The sequence below is a fragment of the Brevibacterium aurantiacum genome, from assembly GCF_900169065.1.
Lineage (GTDB): Bacteria > Actinomycetota > Actinomycetes > Actinomycetales > Brevibacteriaceae > Brevibacterium > Brevibacterium aurantiacum.
In genome coordinates, this window is the sequence record NZ_FXZB01000003.1 from 144,025 (window position 1) to 160,159 (window position 16,135).

Consider the following 16,135-nt stretch of genomic DNA (forward strand, 5'->3'; position numbering starts at 1 on the left):
TCGTTCCAAGGACCGACACAGGAGGAGGCGCAGATGAACACCGTCAACTCTGCCGAAACCACTACCGCATCTCCGTATGGCGACAGCGATTTCGTTGTTGTCGCAAACCGACTGCCCGTGGACCGGGACCCAGCCGAGACAAGCCAAGGATGGCGTACCTCACCTGGGGGTTTGGTCACTGCCGTGGCTCCGGTGATGAAGTCTCAGGAGGGTGCGTGGATCGGCTGGACCGGGGTGCCCGATGTTGATTTCGACCCGTTCACCATCGACGGCATGCATCTGGTTCCCGTCACCCTCACGAGTGAGGATGTCCTCAAATATTATGAAGGATTCTCCAATGCAACTCTCTGGCCTCTCTATCACGATGTGATCGTTCCTCCCGAGTTCCACCGCACCTGGTGGGACTCGTATGTGCGAGTCAATGAGCGCTTCGCGGCCAAGGTCGCCGAGGTGGCTGCTGAGGGTGCAACCGTCTGGGTCCATGACTATCAGCTCCAGCTGGTTCCGCAGCTGGTGCGACGGATGCGACCGGACCTGGCGATCGGGTTCTTCAACCACATTCCCTTCCCGCCGTTCGAGCTCTTCGCCCAGCTGCCCTGGCGCGACGAGATCCTGCGCGGCCTCCTCGGCGCGGACCTCGTCGGATTCCAGCGTCCGGCCGATGCCGCGAACTTCCGACGTGCTGTGCGTGGGCGTCTCAACTTCACGACGAAGGGCTCAACCGTCAACGTCCCGGCAGGTGATTTCCTGCCGGAGCACATCGTGCGCGCCGAGGCCTTCCCCATCTCCATCGACACCCCGTACCTCGAGGAGCTGGCGCGTGATCCGAAGATCATCGAGAGGGCCCGGCAGATCCGCGAAGAGGTCGGCAATCCGAAGGTCATCATGCTCGGAGTCGATCGGATGGACTATACGAAGGGCATCCGGCACCGTCTCAAGGCGTTCGGGGAGCTGCTGGCCGAGGGCAAGCTCGACGTCGAGGATGTCGTCCTGATCCAGATCGCGACCCCGTCGCGGGAGCGGCTCGAACAGTACAAGATCATCCGTCACGACGTGGAGCTGGCGGTCGGGCGGATCAACGGCGAGCAGGCCGAAGTCGGGTCCATCGCCGTCCACTACCTCCACCATTCCTATCCGCGCGATGAGATGACGGCGTTCTTCCTCGCCGCCGACGTCATGCTCGTGACCGCCCTGCGCGACGGGATGAACCTCGTGGCCAAAGAGTATGTGGCCTGCCGCAGACGTGACGACGGGGCTCTCGTGCTCTCCGAGTTCACCGGTGCCGCCGACCAGCTCAAGAGTGCTGTGATGGTCAACCCGCACGACATCGGCGACCTCAAGGCCGGCATCCTCGACGCCGTGCAGATGCATGAGAAGACGCGTTCACGGCGGATGAGGCAGATGCGCAAGAAGATCGCTACGGACACCGTGAGCATCTGGTCGAAGAAGTTCCTCGCCGAACTCGAGGCCATTCACACGAACCCGGAGGCGATCATCCCCGACCGTCCCGCCGCCCTGCCCGAGCGGTCGACGACGGCCTCGGATCGCGTCACCTCCACCGTTACACATGCACCTGGTGAGGATCGTCAGTGACAGCGGATTCGTCACCACAGTCGACTCCCGAATACACTCCCTCGGACGCCCTCGACCTTGGGCAGCTCACCGGCGCCGATTCGGCTCTCATCGCTCTCGACTTCGACGGTGTCCTCGCCCCGCTGCAGGACAATCCCGAGCTGTCCCGGATGCTCCCGGAGTCGGCGCAGGCGATCGCTGGCCTCAGCATCCTGCCCGCGACCCGGGTGGCTCTGGTCTCTGGACGCGACGTCACCACCCTGCGTCGGCTTGCCGACCCGCCTGTGGGCGTGTGGCTGGTGGGTTCGCACGGCGCCGAGGTGGAGCTGGGCTCCTCGTCTGTCCCCGAGGTGTCGATGACGTCACCTGAGGTCAGCACCGAGGAACAGCAGATGCTCACCGCCATCGACGCCCACATCGAGTCCTTCGAACTCGACCTGTCCGCGGGGTCAGGCTCGGAGGTACGGTCGGGCTCGGACATACAGACTGGGTCGGACATGCGGACAGGTTCAGACACCGAGGTGAGGGTGGAGCGGAAGCCGTTCTCACGCACGGTGCACACGCGCGGCCTCGACGAGGAATTCGCCTCCGCACTGCACGCCCATGTCATCGCCGTGCAGGCCGAATATCCTGGGATCCGCGTTATCGAGGGTCACGACATCACCGAGCTTGCGGTGAAGACTGCGACGAAGGGTGATGGACTGCGATCCCTCATCGCCGCCGGGTCACCCTCGGCGGTCCTCTACCTCGGCGATGATGTGACCGACGAGGATGCCTTCGCCGAGCTCGAGAACCTGACCACGAGCCTGAGCATCAAGGTCGGACCCGCCCCGACTCGCGCACCCTGGCGAATCACGGACCCCGACGCGGTCGCCGAGCTTCTCACCCGTCTGGCGAACGAGCGCCGCGCGCAGGTGGCACACCTGCCACGGGCCTGACGAAGCCTCGGCTCAGGCTCCATCTCATCGGCGAAGCACACGCTGTCAGCGTCGTTGCGGGGGCACTGCACTGGCGCGCAGGACAAGGTCCGGGGTCACCGAATAGTCGATGGCCACCTCGGCGCCGGGATCGGCCATCATCGCTCTGACCTCGTTGAGCGCGGACACCGCGATCGCCTCCCAGTCGTAGCTGACCTGCGACAGCGGCGGGGCGATGACATCGGCATCGGGCATGTCCCCGACCGTGAGCAGGGACAGATCGCGGGGGACGTCGAGGCGAGCGCGGCCGGCAGCCTCGAGAATGCCGAAGGACAGCGAGGGTGCACAGGCGATGACGGCCGAACACTGCTGGCCCAGCAGCTCCTCGGCTGCGGCGACGCCGGCCATGGTGCCGCCGGCAGCTTCGACGACGGGGGCCTGATCACGGGTGGCGGGAATGTGGAGGACCTGGGCGATGGACTTGCGGAACCCGGCGATGCGCACGGCTGCGGCGGAGTCACGCAGCACGACGAGCCCGATCCGACGGTGGCCCAGGTGGACGAGGTGCTGCACGGCGGTCGCGATTCCGTCCGTGGCGTCGAGGACGATGCGGGAGATGCCGTCCGAGTGTCGGGCGTTGGAGACTCTGATCTGCGGCAGGTCACGCTCGGCCAGTTTCGCCGCCAGCTCACCGGCCGCTCCCCCGCCGAGGACGATCGCACCCTGCACATGCGGCTTGCTCCCGTGCGGGCCCAGCAGCGATTCGGCCAGGGCATCGGCGCGTTCAACGGCAGCCTCCACGTGTACGGCCGCGATTCCTTGTGCGAAGACTTTGCTGGTCAGAAGCTCGAAGAGGCGTGCGTAGGGGTCAACGTTCCCGGGCGCCACGGTGGGTCTGACCAGGGCGATCATCTGCCTGGGCGGTGTCTCCCGGGTGCCCGAATCCACGCCGAGGATGGCCAAGGCCCGCCTGACCTTGGCCAGGGAACCGGCGGAGACCGAGTCGGGGTTGCGCAGTGCTCGCGAGGCCGTCGCCTTCGACACTCCTGCCGCCTCGGCGATGGCATCGAGACCTACATGCTTGTGTTCACCAGTCTCGGGAGTGCTGGACGGTGGGTTGGCTGCCGAGTTCACTGTCGCGCCGCCGTCGTTGAGGCTCGGGCCAAGAGCCGGGGCCGGAACACCGGTGGGACCGATTGGAGGTCATCGCCGGAGATCTTCAGCGTCGACAGTGTCGCGGTGACGAGTGCCTGCGAGAGTCCCTCGACGTCGATGCCCAGGACTGTGGCCGGCGGACCGGTGAACTTCATCGTCGGCGAGTCACCGAAGCCCACGATCGACATGTCGCGTGGGACCTGCAGGTGCCGGTTGCGCAGACCATGCAGAGCCCCGTGCAGCTGCAGTGCCGACTGCACGATCACGGCGGTGCAGGTCGCATCCTTGAGATCGAGGACGGCACGCGAACCACCGGAGAAGGACTTCGGAACCTGTGCGATCCAGTCATCGAGCCTGACCCCGAAATTGCGTGCGGGATGTTCGGCCCGGAAGCGTCTGATCAGCTGGACCGCCAGTTCACCGCTGTCGTTGCAGATGAGACCGATGCGGCGGTGACCGATGGCTTGGAGATGTTCGAAGGCCGTCGTCATTCCCCCGCCGAGGTCGAGGCGGGCGGCGATGATGTCGCCGCTGACATCATCGGAGTCCACCGCCGACTGTTCGTCGACGCGGATGCAGGGGATATCGGTGTGCAGGCTCGTCAGGGTCGGCGTCACGAGAGCAACGGCACCGGCATCGACGGCGACCTCAAGCGGGGTCGTCTCGGTTTCGACGGGAGGTCGGGTGATGAGCAGGCCGTGTTCCTGCAGTGCTGTGGCCACGCGGGTGCAGACCTGAACCTGCCAGTATTCGGGGTTCCCGGGTGCGCTGACGGCGACCAAGCGCCTCGGCGCCTCGTGCAGGAGGGTGGAGCGGGAGTATCCCAGCGCATCCATGGCCTCAAGCACTCTGGCTCGGGTCTCCTCGGCGACGGCACCGCGCTTGCCGAGGACACGGGAGACGGTCGCCAAGGACACGCCTGCCCGGGCGGCGACGTCGTCAAGCTTGACCTTCATACCGGGAAGTCTATCGGGGTCAGCCTGCCCGGCGACCACCTCGGCGATCTGGGCCGCATCGAGCTCCGCCGGTTCAGAATTCGCGTCTCCCACCCATGCGACACGCCGTTCTCACAAACTATCTTGTCACTCTGAGGGCCTGCCCGTCGGGCTGTCAGGATGTGTTGAGCAATCGTGAGATCCGCGGTTTCTCACCCAGCTTTCGCCCAGTTGTGCGCCCGCGCGCTGGCACAGTGCTGAGAATCACTCTACGCATTGTCGAATTGACTGTCACCGGGCGCAGTCGACGGCTTAGGATGAGGATGACTGAGCATCCCCGCCAGGTCACCGACGACCAGCTGCTCACGAATCTTTTAGGAGGAAACATGTCAACAGTGTCGTTGAATGGCCTCAGTCACGCCTACGAGAACACGGTGTCCCCTTCGGTTCACCCCTTCAACCTCTTCATCGACGACGGAGAGTTCCTCGTCCTCTACGGCCCGTCCGGGTCCGGCAAGTCAACCATCCTGCGCATGCTCCACGGCCTCGAGGCCCCCAAGACCGGCACGATCCTCATCGACGGAAACGATGTCACCCATGCCGCGGTCAACGATCGCGATGTCACCCTCGCCCTTGAGAGCTACGCCCTCTACCCGCACATGAGCGTGCGCGACAACCTCGGATTCGCCCTCCGCGTCGATGGTCTCCCCGCCGAGGAGATCCGCGACCGTGTGGAGTCCGTGACCTCGAAGATCGGGCTGCGTGACATCCTCGACGATGTGCCCGGCGACCTCTCCGCCCTGCAGCGCCAGACGATCGCCCTGGCCCGGGCCGTGGTCCGTCAGCCCAAGGTCCTCATCATGGACGAACCGGTCGTCAACCTCGTCCCCGAGCACCAGGCCGACACCCTGCGCCTGGTCAAGGACCTGCAGCAGGAGTTCGGGCTGACCACCCTCTATGCCACAGCGAATCTCGAGGACGCAAAGGTCCTCGGCGACCGCATCGCCTTCCTCGACCACGGGCGTCTGATCGGGGTGGAGAAACCTGAAGTCGCCGAGGCGCTCGTCGCCTCGATCTCGGACGTGGACTCCTGATCGGTGCCCGAGACCACAGCACCGCAGATCCATGCGGTCCACAGTGCCGATCATGATGCGATAGCACAGCTGCCCTGGCATCTTCCGCTCGGTGACTGGCCCCATGACTTCCTCGGCGGGCTGCCCCGTGGAATCTCCCGCCACGTCGTGCGCTTCGTCGAAATCGGCGAGGAGGTCCTCGCGATCAAGGAGACCGACGACCGTCGGGCGCTGCGCGAATTCGACATCCTCGGCGTGCTCGGGAATCTGGCCGTGCCCACGGTCGAACCGCGCGCCTATGTGACCAACCGCAGCACCACCTCGGCGAAGGAGCTGCCCGGAGCGCTGCTGACGGCCTATCTGGACTTCTCACTGCCCTACCGCGCCCTGTTCTCGCGGTCCCTGGCCGAGGACACGACCGGGCGCCTCGTCGACGCCCTGGCCGTCCTCCTCGCCCGGCTCCACCTCGTGGGCTTCTACTGGGGCGATGTGTCGCTGTCGAACACCCTGTTCCGGCGCGACGCCGACGCCTATGCCGCCTACGTCGTCGATGCGGAGACCGGTGAGCTCCACGATCAGCTCTCCGACGGTCAGCGGCAGATGGATCTGCGGATCGCAAAGACGAACATCGCCGGTGACTTCCTCGACCTGCAGGCCGCGGGCCTCATCGATCCCGAGGTCGACCCCCTGGCCGCCGGGGAGCGCCTGCTCGAGGCCTACAACGGGCTGTGGGCCGAGCTGACCCGGGTCGAGGAGTTCTCCGTCAACGAACGCTGGCGCATCGACGAACGCATCCGCCGCCTCAACGACCTGGGCTTCGACCTGGGTGAACTCACCGTGACCACCGACCTCGACGGCGTCAGCCTGCTGGTCGAACCGAAGGTCGTCGAGCCCAACCACCATTCGCGCAGGCTCCTGCGCCTGACCGGCATCGGCGCCAACGAGAACCAGGCGCGGACCATGCTCAACGACTTAGACTCCCACCGCAGCGCCCCCGGCTTCACCGGCGGAGCCCACGGTTCGGGAGAACTGCCCGTCGAACTCGGCGAGGAGGAGGCCGCCCGGCATTGGCTCAATGAGGTCTACAAACCCCTCATCGCCGCCATCCCGGAGAACCTCACGCACAAGCTGGAACCCGGTCAGATCTTCTACGAATTCATCGAACACCGGCGCGTGATGTCCCGGGCCAGGCAGCGCGACATCCCGACGATGGAGGCGATCGCCTACTTCATCGTCGACTACCTCTCCAACCTCCCCGACGAAGCGCTCTACGTCGACAGCCAGAAGTTCTGAGCCTCCGGCTGCACAGATTCGGGCAAGGTAGGCCGTGGTCGGGATTCCATTACGTGGAACGTGGACCCGACAGCCGCCTCGGCGGGCATATCTTTGAGATCACCAGGATCGCCGTCCACGATGACCACCATCATGGCCGTCCACTCGATCAGAACCCCGGAAGGACCTCCGATGTCGCAAGTCCCACAAGATTCAGCACCGGCGAAGCAGAACTCCATGCCGAACAATGAGAACAACCCCTCGATTCCCGCGCTCTTCGACCTCAGCGGCCGCACCGCCGTCGTCGTCGGTGCCGGATCCGGACTGGGTCAGGCGAGTGCGATCGGACTCGCCGATGCCGGTGCTCATGTCGTCGTCGCCGACCTCAACGTCGACGGCGCCGAGGAGACGGTGCGCATCATCAGCCAACGCCAGGGAGATGCGGGAAGCACAGGCAAGGGCGGGCACAGCGCCACCGCCTCGCCGGGCGCCGAAGCCGCACGCGTGGACATCACCGACTCCGAGTCGGTCAACGCCCTCGTCGCAGCTCACCCGGAAGCGCAGGTCCTCGTCATCACCCCGGGCGCGAACGTGCGCAAACGACTGCTGTCGACGACCGATGAGGAGTTCGACCGGGTCATCGACATCAACCTCAAGGGCACCTACCGTCTCATGCGCGGGTTCGGTGCCGAGATGGCCGAGCGCGGACGCGGCTCCATCGTCACCTACTCCTCATTCCGAGCGCTGGCGATCGAACCGGGCCAGGGCCTCTACGCCGCAGCCAAGGCCGGGGTCGTGCAGCTGACGAAGACGTTGGCCAGCGAGCTGGGTCCGCAGGGCGTGCGCGTCAACGCGATCCTGCCAGGGCCCTTCGACACTCCTCTGACTCAGCAGATCAAGGCCGATGAGGAATGGTGGAACGCCTACGCGGAGAAGACCGCTCTGGGCCGTTGGGGCCAGTTGCACGAGATCGCCGGGCCGGTGCTCTTCCTCGCCTCCGACGCATCGACCTACGTCACGGGACACTCGCAGCTCGTCGACGGCGGCTGGATGGCACAGGACGGTCGCTTCTCCCCGCGGCTGTAAGTCTCCGGTCGTACGCAGTCGCGGCGGTCGTACGCGGTCGCGTGCGACGGTCGTGACTGCTCGTGCAAGAATATTCGCATGACCGCTCGAGACAACGTGCCCTCCCCTGCAGCGACCGAACGAACTCGGCTGAGCACTCAGCTGGTGCGTCGCAAGTCGATCACCAGCATGATCGAGGACACCCAGGACGCGTCCACCGGCGGTCTGCGCAGAACCTTCGGCGTCTTCCAGCTGACGATGATCAGCGTCGGCGCCACCTTGGGCACGGGCATCCTCGTCATCCTCGGTGAGGCTGTTCCGATCGCCGGTCCCGCCGTCTGGTTGGCCTTCATCCTGGCCGGAATCACGGCCCTGCTCTCCGCTGTCAGCTATGCGGAGATGGCGGGTATGGTTCCGGTGTCAGGGTCGAGCTATTCGTATTCCTATGCGACCCTCGGCGAGGGTGTGGCCTGGGTCTGCGGGTGGTGCCTGGTCCTCGAATATGCGGTCTCCGTCGCCGCCGTGGCCGTCGGTGCCGCCGACTACGTCAATGAGACGCTGCGGATCTTCGGCCTGGAGCTGCCCGCGTCATTGTCGGCCGGCCCCGGCATCGCCGAGAGCCCCGGCGGAGTCATCAACCTCTCGGCCCTCATCGTCGTCCTCCTCGCCACGGTCCTGCTCATGCGCGGGGCCAAGGAGTCCGGCATCGTCAACACGATCATCGTGTTCGTCAAGCTCGGCATCCTCGTGTTCTTCGCCATCGTCGCCTTCACCGCGTTCAAGGCCGGCAACTTCGAACCGCTGCTGCCCATGGGTGCTGCCGGTGTCACCGCCGCGGCATCGAGTGTGTTCTTCTCCTACATCGGCTTCGACGCGGCCTCGACCGCCGGTGAAGAGGCGAAGAACCCGAAACGGGACCTGCCGCGGGCGATCATCCTCTCGATGGTCATCGTCACCACCATGTACGTGCTCGTCGCCGTGGCTGCGATCGGTGCACGGCAGTGGCAGTGGTTCGAGACCGCGAAGGCTCCCCTGGTCCAGATCGTCCACGAGCTCACGCAGTCCAACCTTGCGGTCTTCATCTTCGCGGCCTCCGCAGTCCTCGCGATCCTCTCGGTCGTCATCACCGTCCTCTACGGACAGTCACGGATCCTGCTCACCATGTCCCGCGACGGTATGGTCCCGCGTGTCTTCGGCATCGTCTCCCCGCGGACCGGCACTCCCCTGGTGGGCACGCTCGTCACCGGTGTCCTGGTGGCGATCACTGCGGCGCTGATTCCGCTTGGCGAGCTGGCGAATGCCACGAGCATCGGCACGCTCTTCGCCTTCTGCCTCGTCAACATCGCCGTCATCTACCTGCGTGTGAAGCGTCCGGACCTGCCGCGCTCATTCAAGGTGCCCTTCGGCCCGGTCATTCCGATCCTCGGCTCGCTGGCGTGTGCGTTCCTCATGGTCAACCTCGGCGGAACCACCTGGATCGTCTTCGGCCTGTGGATGGTCGTCGGGTTCGTCGTCTACCTCACCTACAGCCGCCGCCACTCCCGCGTCGGCGCCCTCAGCGACAGCGACTACCGCGCGAGCATGGACGCCTGAGCCGCGATACGGTTCGCTCAACCTCCCGATGTCACAAAACCTCCCCGGCGCCGGGCACTTTTAGTGACGTCGGGGAGGTTCAGTTCGGGCTGGTCGCTGTCAGCCGCGGCGGGTGCGGGCGACTTCGTAGAGGGAGACGGCCGCAGCGATTCCCGCGTTGAGGGACTCCGTGGTCGCAGCGATCGGGATCGAGACGATCTGGTCGCACTTGTCGGCGATGAGACGCGAAATGCCCTTGCCCTCGGAGCCGACGACGATGCACAGCGGGTCGCGGCTGAAGGTCAGCTCCGGCAGCTCGACCTCACCGTCCATGTCGAGTCCGACGACGAAGACGTTCTGTTTCTTGAGCTCGTCGATGGCGCGCGCCAGGTTGACGACCTGGGCGACCTTGATGCGGGCGGCGGCACCGGCGGAGGTCTTCCACGCGGCGGCGGTCATCGAAGCGGCACGACGTTCGGGGATGATGACCCCGTGCCCGCCGAAGGCAGCCGCCGAGCGCACGATGGCGCCGAGGTTCCTCGGGTCCGTGATGCCGTCGAGGGCAACGAGCAGCGGAGCCTCGGCCCGGTCGGCTGCGACCTCGAGCAGGTCACGGGGCTCGGCGTAGTCATACGGCGGGATCTGTAGGGCGATGCCCTGGTGGATCGCGTCATCGGTGAGCCGGTCGAGGTCGGGCTTGCTCGCCTCGAGCATCGAGATGCCGCGCTTGGTGGCCAGGGTGATGGCCTCACGGACACGGTCATCGGAGTCGATGCGACCGGCGACGTACATCGCGGTTGCCGGAACGTCCTCGCGCAGAGCCTCGAGCACCGAGTTGCGCCCGGCGACCATGTTCGGACCGTTCTCCTTCTTGCGGCGCCTGGCCTGGTTGGCGCTGGAGGCCTTCTTGGCCGCTGCCGTCTTGTGCGCCTTGTGATAGACGCGGTCCTCGGCCTTGGGCGTGGGCCCGCGGCCCTGCAGGCTGCGCTTGTTCTTGCCGCCGGAGCCCTTGGTCGGGCCCTTCTTCGAGCCGCCGGAGCGTGGGTTGGAAGCCATGTGATTCCTTAAGAGTCGTAGGTGGTGGCGAACCGGAGTCCGTCACCGGGAGAGATTTTCTGAGCGAAGTGCGGTGGGTCAGCTGTCTTTGACGTGGTAGCGGTAGCCGTCGGCCGTGTCCTCGATGACGATTCCGGCAGATGCCAGACTGTCCCGGATCGCATCGGCGGTGGCGAAGTCCTTCTCCGCCTTCGCCGCAGCCCTCTGTGAGGCGAGCGCATCGACGAGGGAATCCAGCGCCGTTTCCACCGTCGCATTCGTTCCTGACTGAGCCCATGCCTCGGCGCTGGGATTGACTCCCAGGATATCGAGCATGAGCTCCACCTCGGCGACGATCTGCGTGAGCTGGCTCCGATCCTGACCGGAGTCGAGGAGCTTCGCACCCTCGGTGACCGTCGCGAAGACCACGGACAGCGCACGGGGCACGCCGAGGTCGTCGTCGAGCGCCGCTGCGAACTCCGCGGGCACGTCGACGCCGCGAGTGCTGTAGCCGTCGCTGACTTCGGGAAGTGCGGGAGCATCCTCGCCGAGAGTCTGCCGGGCACGCTGCAGGAAGTTCGCCAGGCGGTCCAGCGAGGCCGTCTGCCGGTCCATGGCCTCGGGTGAGAACTCGAGGATCGACCGGTAGCTGGCACCGGTGAGGAAGAAGCGCACGGCCAGCGGGCTGTAGCGGTGGAAGAGTTCGGAGGCGAAGACCGAGTTGCCGAGCGACTTCGACATCTTGTCCCCGCCCACATTGAGCAGGCCCGAATGCATCCAGATATTGGCGAACCGGTCACCGGCCGCGCGTGACTGGGCCAGCTCGTTCTCATGATGAGGGAAGCGCAGGTCAAGCCCGCCCCCGTGGATGTCGAAATTCTCGCCGAGGTACTTCGTCGACATGGCCGAGCACTCGATGTGCCAGCCCGGTCGGCCCCGACCCCAGGGAGCCGGCCACGAGGCGGTGCCGGGCTCGCCGGGCTTGTGCGCCTTCCACAGCGCGAAGTCCCGGGCATCCTTCTTGCCCCGCATGTCCGCATCGTTCGCGGGTTCCATGTCCTCGAGGCGCTGGTTGGTCAGTTCCCCATAGTCCGCCCACGAGGTGGCCGCGAAGTAGACATCGCCGCTGTCATCGAGTGCCGGGTAGGCATACCCCGCGTCGATGAGTCGATCGATGAGTTCGATCATCTCGGTGATGTGCCCGGTGGCGCGGGGTTCGTAGCTGGGTGGCAGCACGTCGAGGGCGGCATAGGCCTGGGTGAAGGCCCGCTCGTATTTGAAGGCGTGGGCGAACCAGGGTCGCCCCTCCTCGGCGGATTTCGACAGGATCTTGTCGTCGATGTCCGTGACGTTGCGGACCAAGGTGACGCTGTAGCCGCGGTACATCAGCCAACGACGAAGCTGGTCGAAGACCGAGGCCGAGCGCAGGTGGCCGATATGTGGCTCGCCCTGCACCGTGGCACCACAGACGTAGATGCCCACGTGCCCGGCATTGACGGGGCGCAGTTCGTCGGTGGTGCGGCTGGCGGTGTTGTACAGAGCGATAGTCACGCACACAAGTCTACCGGGGACAAGCGCTGTGTTGCTGTCTGCGCGGGCATCATGACTCGGGGACGACTATGAGGTGTCCGACATTTGATACGAGAGTGTTACACAGCTCACGTGACTTGGGGCACGTTTCATAGTGACCTCCCAGTATGCTGGGGAGCAAGTCAACGCGACCGCGCCCGCTTCATCACGAGGCTATCCTCGTAGGCGGTACGCTCGCTTGCCGGCGATTTCGTCACAGCAGACCGTCATACCGGCATCAGCCTCACAACAATGTGGTTGGACAGAAAGGAACACCGTGTCTTCCACCAAAGCACCCCAGAGGGAGGTCTTCGCCACCCGCGGCGCGTTCATCTTCGCAGCCATCGGGTCGGCAGTCGGCCTCGGCAATATCTGGCGCTTCCCGTACATCACGTACGACAACGGCGGCGGCGCCTTCATCATCCCCTATCTCGTCGCTCTTCTGACAGCTGGCATTCCGCTGCTGTTCTTCGACTACGCAATGGGCCACCGGTCCCGCGGCTCAGCGCCGCTGGCGTTCCGGATGGCATCGAAGGTCGCCGAGCCCATCGGCTGGTTCCAGACCGGTGTGGCCTTCTTCATCGGCATCTACTACGCAGCCATCATCGGCTGGGCCGGGTGCTACATGTTCTTCTCCCTCAACCAGGCATGGGGCGATGACGCGACCGGGTTCTTCACCGAGACGTTCCTCCACGCCAGCGACCCGGGCATCTCGTTCGAGTTCGTCCCCGGCATCCTGATTCCGATCATCCTCGTGTGGATCGCCACGCTGGGAATCCTCCTGGCCGGTGTGCAGAACGGCATCGCGCGATTCTCGAAGATCTTCATCCCGCTGCTGGTCGTCCTGTTCCTCGCGCTCGTTGTCCGGGCCCTGTTCCTGCCGGGCGCCTTCGACGGCATCAACGCACTGTTCACCCCAGACTTCGCTGCGCTGGCAGATCCGGCAGTATGGATCGCGGCCTATGGGCAGATCTTCTTCTCACTGTCGATCGCCTTCGGCATCATGATCACCTACGCCTCCTACCTGAAGCGGAAGACGAACCTGACCGGTGCCGGACTCGTCGTCGGCTTCTCGAACTCCGCGTTCGAGATCCTCGCCGGAATCGGCGTCTTCGCAGCTCTCGGCTTCATGGCTGCGGCGCAGGGCACGCAGGTCTCCGAGGTTGCCGAGAGCGGCATCGGACTCGCGTTCATGGCGTTCCCGACACTGATTTCGGAGATGCCGGGAGGCGCGCTGTTCGGCTTCGCCTTCTTCGCCTGCCTCGTGTTCGCCGGGCTGACGTCGATCATCTCGATCGTGCAAGTCCCGATCCAGGCCGTGCGTGAGAAGTTCGGCCTCGGCGACAGGGCGTCGACCTTGCTCGTCGGCGGAATCATGGCGGTCATCTCGATCCTGCTCATGCCCACCGTCACCGGCCTCTACGTCCTCGACACGATCGATGCCTGGGCCAACAACATCGGCATCGTCGGCGGTGCCGTCGTCGCGCTCATCACCATCGGCTGGATCGCCCGCAGACTTCCTGTCCTGCGTGATCACCTCAACGCGATCTCGAGCTTCAAGGTGGGCTGGCTCTGGATGATCATCCTCGGCGGTCTCACGACCATCGTGCTCATCTACATGCTCATCACCCAGATCATGACCTACTCGACCGAAGGCTACGAAGAGTATCCAGCCGTCCTCACGGGCACCTTCGGCTGGGGCATGATCGGACTGCTCATCATCGCCTCGATCGTCCTGACCCTGATCAAATGGCCCCAGAAGACACTCGACGCGGCCGAAGCGGCCGTCGCCGATTCTGTGGCCGAAAAGAATCGCACAAACACCACTCACGGAGGAGCACACTGATGGGTACCTCAGCAATCGTCATGATGGTCATCGCCATGGTCACCGTCTGGGGCGGCCTCATCGCCGCAATCATGCACCTGCGTAAGCACCCGGACCAGGAGTGATCACCGCCGAAAGGCAGTGATCTCACACTGACGATCCGATAGCTCGGAGGCGGTTCGACACCTGGTGAAAGGAGTCGAGCCGCCTCCTTTGCTCTGCCTGCCTGCTGACCTGAATTCTCATTCGGTGAGCACACTGGTCGTGAGCGCCATGCCTGGTTAGGGTGGGGGCTGTACGAACTCATCGTCGGGCGAACTCAGCCGTTGACAACGCATTGAGCACACCGCCCAGAGCACTAGGAGACGCAATGCCACAGACTGTCAAAGGTGTCATCTCCCGCAGCAAAGGGGCGCCGGTCGAACTCACAGACATCGTCATCCCCGACCCGGGACCCGGCGAGGTCGTCGTCGACGTGAAGTCGTGCGGCGTCTGCCACACGGACTTCCACTACCGCGAGGGCGGAATCAGCGACGACTATCCGTTCCTGCTCGGCCACGAATCGGCCGGCACGGTCTCAGAGATCGGCGAAGGCGTCACCGACGTCGAGGTGGGCGACTTCGTCATCCTCAACTGGCGCGCCATCTGCGGTGAGTGCCGGGCCTGCAAGCGCGGCGAACCCTGGTACTGCTTCGACACCCATAACGCTTCGCAGAAGATGACCCTGCCCGACGGCACCGAGCTCGAAGCCGCACTGGGCATCGGGTCCTTCGCAGAGAAGACCCTGGTCGCGGCCGGACAGTGCACCAAGGTCCCCGAGGCTGATCCCGCTGTCGTGGGTCTGCTGGGCTGCGGTGTCATGGCCGGAATCGGTGCCGCCATCAACACCGGCGAGGTCACCCGCGGCAAGACCGTGGCCGTCATCGGCTGCGGCGGCGTCGGCTGCTCGGCTATCGCCGGTTCTGCGCTGGCCGGTGCCGGCACGATCATCGCCCTCGATCTCGATGACAAGAAGCTCGACTGGGCGAAGGATCTCGGAGCCACCCACACGGTCAATACCCGCGGCAAGAGCGAGGACGAAGTCGTCGAGGCCATCCAGGAACTCACCGGAGGCTTCGGCGCCGACGTCGTCATCGACGCGGTCGGCCGACCTGAAACCTGGCGACAGGCCTTCTACGGCCGTGACCTCGCGGGCACCGTGGTGCTCGTGGGCGTGCCGACCCCGGAGATGGAGCTGAGTGTTCCGCTGCTCGACGTCTTCGGCCGCGGCGGTCGCCTCAAGTCCTCCTGGTACGGTGATTGCCTGCCCGAACGGGACTTCCCAATGCTCGTCGACCTGTATCAGCAGGGACGCGTGCCTTTGGAGAAGTTCGTGTCTGAGCGCATCGGGCTCGGCGACGTCGAGGAGGCATTCGAGAAGATGAGTCAAGGCAAGGTACTGCGATCGGTGGTGGAGCTCTGATGACGGCAATCGAACATCTGGTCACGTCTGGAACGTTCTCGCTCGACGGCGGAACCTGGGATGTCGACAACAACGTCTGGATCATCGGCGACGACTCCGAAGTCATCGTCATCGACCCCGCGCATGACGTCAATGCCATCGCGGAGAAGGTCGGGGCGCGTGAGGTCAAAGCGATCCTGCTGACCCACGGTCACGACGACCATGTGGGAGTCGTGCGCGACTTCGCACATCGCGTGGGCAACCCGCCCGTCCACCTCAATCCCGAGGACCATATCCTCTGGGACATGACCTACGAGGGCTACCGGCCCGATGCGGAGATCTCCGACGGCGACACCTGGCACGTCGCCGGGGTCAGGATCAAGGCACTGCACACGCCGGGCCACTCCCCCGGTTCGACCTGCTTCTTCATCGAAACAGGACTGCCGATCCCAGCCTCGGCCGGTGCCGGCAGTGCCGTCGGGCCTGTCCTCTTCTCCGGGGACACACTGTTCAACGGCGGTCCGGGAGCCACCGGACGTTCCCATTCGAGCTTCGACACGATCATCGCCTCGATCAGGGACGTCCTGTTCAAGCTCCCCGACGCCACCATCGTCCTCACCGGACATGGTGAGCCGACCTCGATCGGCGCCGAAGCGCCGTCGTTGGACGATTGGATCAAACGCGGAGAGTGAGAGCCGCACACC

The 16,135-nt window shown here is 65.1% G+C and carries 14 protein-coding genes; 10 read left to right on the forward strand and 4 right to left on the reverse strand.

All coding sequences use genetic code 11. The annotated features are described in order from the left end of the window. Nucleotides 1-33 precede the first annotated feature (33 nt). Nucleotides 34-1,593, forward strand: coding sequence for an alpha,alpha-trehalose-phosphate synthase (UDP-forming) (locus BAUR9175_RS03360; RefSeq protein WP_083248837.1), 1,560 nt, complete (start codon nt 34-36; stop codon nt 1,591-1,593). Next, a complete protein-coding gene (locus BAUR9175_RS03365) occupies nt 1,590-2,510 on the forward strand; it encodes a trehalose-phosphatase (RefSeq protein ID WP_009884469.1) in 921 nt (306 codons plus the stop codon). Before BAUR9175_RS03360 ends, BAUR9175_RS03365 begins: the two co-directional genes overlap by 4 nt. Before the next feature lie 45 nt (nt 2,511-2,555). Here BAUR9175_RS03365 and BAUR9175_RS03370 read toward each other — a convergent pair whose 3' ends face one another. Together BAUR9175_RS03370 and BAUR9175_RS03375 are read right to left on the reverse strand one after the other, a co-directional pair. Then, the gene (locus BAUR9175_RS03370) at nt 2,556-3,623 is read right to left on the reverse strand and encodes a LacI family DNA-binding transcriptional regulator (RefSeq protein WP_101582975.1); all 1,068 of its coding nucleotides are present in this window, start codon (nt 3,621-3,623) and stop codon (nt 2,556-2,558) included. Continuing rightward, a complete protein-coding gene (locus tag BAUR9175_RS03375; RefSeq protein WP_009884467.1) occupies nt 3,620-4,693 on the reverse strand; it encodes a LacI family DNA-binding transcriptional regulator in 1,074 nt (357 codons plus the stop codon). The genes BAUR9175_RS03370 and BAUR9175_RS03375 overlap by 4 nt, the downstream gene beginning before the upstream one ends. A gap of 209 nt (nt 4,694-4,902) precedes the next feature. Here BAUR9175_RS03375 and BAUR9175_RS03380 point away from each other — a divergent pair, with 209 nt between their 5' ends. The 4 genes from BAUR9175_RS03380 (at nt 4,903) to BAUR9175_RS03395 (ending at nt 9,582) form a co-directional block, all read left to right on the forward strand. Then, nucleotides 4,903-5,673: an ABC transporter ATP-binding protein gene (locus BAUR9175_RS03380; protein WP_009884466.1), complete on the forward strand. Its 771-nt coding sequence runs from the start codon at nt 4,903-4,905 to the stop codon at nt 5,671-5,673. 3 nt (nt 5,674-5,676) lie between these two features. Further along, nucleotides 5,677-6,945, forward strand: a complete 1,269-nt coding sequence (locus tag BAUR9175_RS03385; protein ID WP_009884465.1) for a DUF4032 domain-containing protein — start codon at nt 5,677-5,679, stop codon at nt 6,943-6,945. Between the two features lie 171 nt (nt 6,946-7,116). Beyond that, nucleotides 7,117-8,010: an SDR family NAD(P)-dependent oxidoreductase gene (locus tag BAUR9175_RS03390; protein WP_226825620.1), complete on the forward strand. Its 894-nt coding sequence runs from the start codon at nt 7,117-7,119 to the stop codon at nt 8,008-8,010. A gap of 78 nt (nt 8,011-8,088) precedes the next feature. Beyond that, nucleotides 8,089-9,582 carry an amino acid permease gene (locus BAUR9175_RS03395; RefSeq protein WP_009884463.1) on the forward strand — a complete coding sequence of 498 codons (1,494 nt, stop codon included), beginning with the start codon at nt 8,089-8,091 and terminating at the stop codon, nt 9,580-9,582. A gap of 99 nt (nt 9,583-9,681) precedes the next feature. Here the strand turns inward: BAUR9175_RS03395 and rlmB are convergent, their stop codons facing one another. Both rlmB and cysS read right to left on the reverse strand, forming a co-directional pair. Further along, on the reverse strand, nt 9,682-10,617 hold the full coding sequence (gene rlmB / locus BAUR9175_RS03400; protein ID WP_009884462.1) for a 23S rRNA (guanosine(2251)-2'-O)-methyltransferase RlmB: 936 nt from the start codon (nt 10,615-10,617) through the stop codon (nt 9,682-9,684). 78 nt (nt 10,618-10,695) lie between these two features. Continuing rightward, a complete protein-coding gene (gene cysS / locus BAUR9175_RS03405) occupies nt 10,696-12,147 on the reverse strand; it encodes a cysteine--tRNA ligase (protein ID WP_101582977.1) in 1,452 nt (483 codons plus the stop codon). A 295-nt stretch (nt 12,148-12,442) separates the two neighbouring features. Between cysS and BAUR9175_RS03410 the strand changes: the two genes are divergently transcribed. The 4 genes from BAUR9175_RS03410 to BAUR9175_RS03425 all read left to right on the forward strand — a co-directional run bounded on the left by BAUR9175_RS03410 (nt 12,443) and on the right by BAUR9175_RS03425 (nt 16,123). Then, on the forward strand, nt 12,443-14,011 hold the full coding sequence (locus BAUR9175_RS03410) for a sodium-dependent transporter (RefSeq protein WP_069600872.1): 1,569 nt from the start codon (nt 12,443-12,445) through the stop codon (nt 14,009-14,011). Next, a complete protein-coding gene (locus BAUR9175_RS03415) occupies nt 14,011-14,115 on the forward strand; it encodes a methionine/alanine import family NSS transporter small subunit (protein ID WP_083248838.1) in 105 nt (34 codons plus the stop codon). Before BAUR9175_RS03410 ends, BAUR9175_RS03415 begins: the two co-directional genes overlap by 1 nt. A 245-nt stretch (nt 14,116-14,360) precedes the next feature. Further along, a complete protein-coding gene (locus BAUR9175_RS03420; RefSeq protein ID WP_069600873.1) occupies nt 14,361-15,452 on the forward strand; it encodes an S-(hydroxymethyl)mycothiol dehydrogenase in 1,092 nt (363 codons plus the stop codon). Further along, the gene (locus tag BAUR9175_RS03425) at nt 15,452-16,123 is read left to right on the forward strand and encodes an MBL fold metallo-hydrolase (protein WP_069600874.1); all 672 of its coding nucleotides are present in this window, start codon (nt 15,452-15,454) and stop codon (nt 16,121-16,123) included. Before BAUR9175_RS03420 ends, BAUR9175_RS03425 begins: the two co-directional genes overlap by 1 nt. Nucleotides 16,124-16,135: the final 12 nt, after the last annotated feature.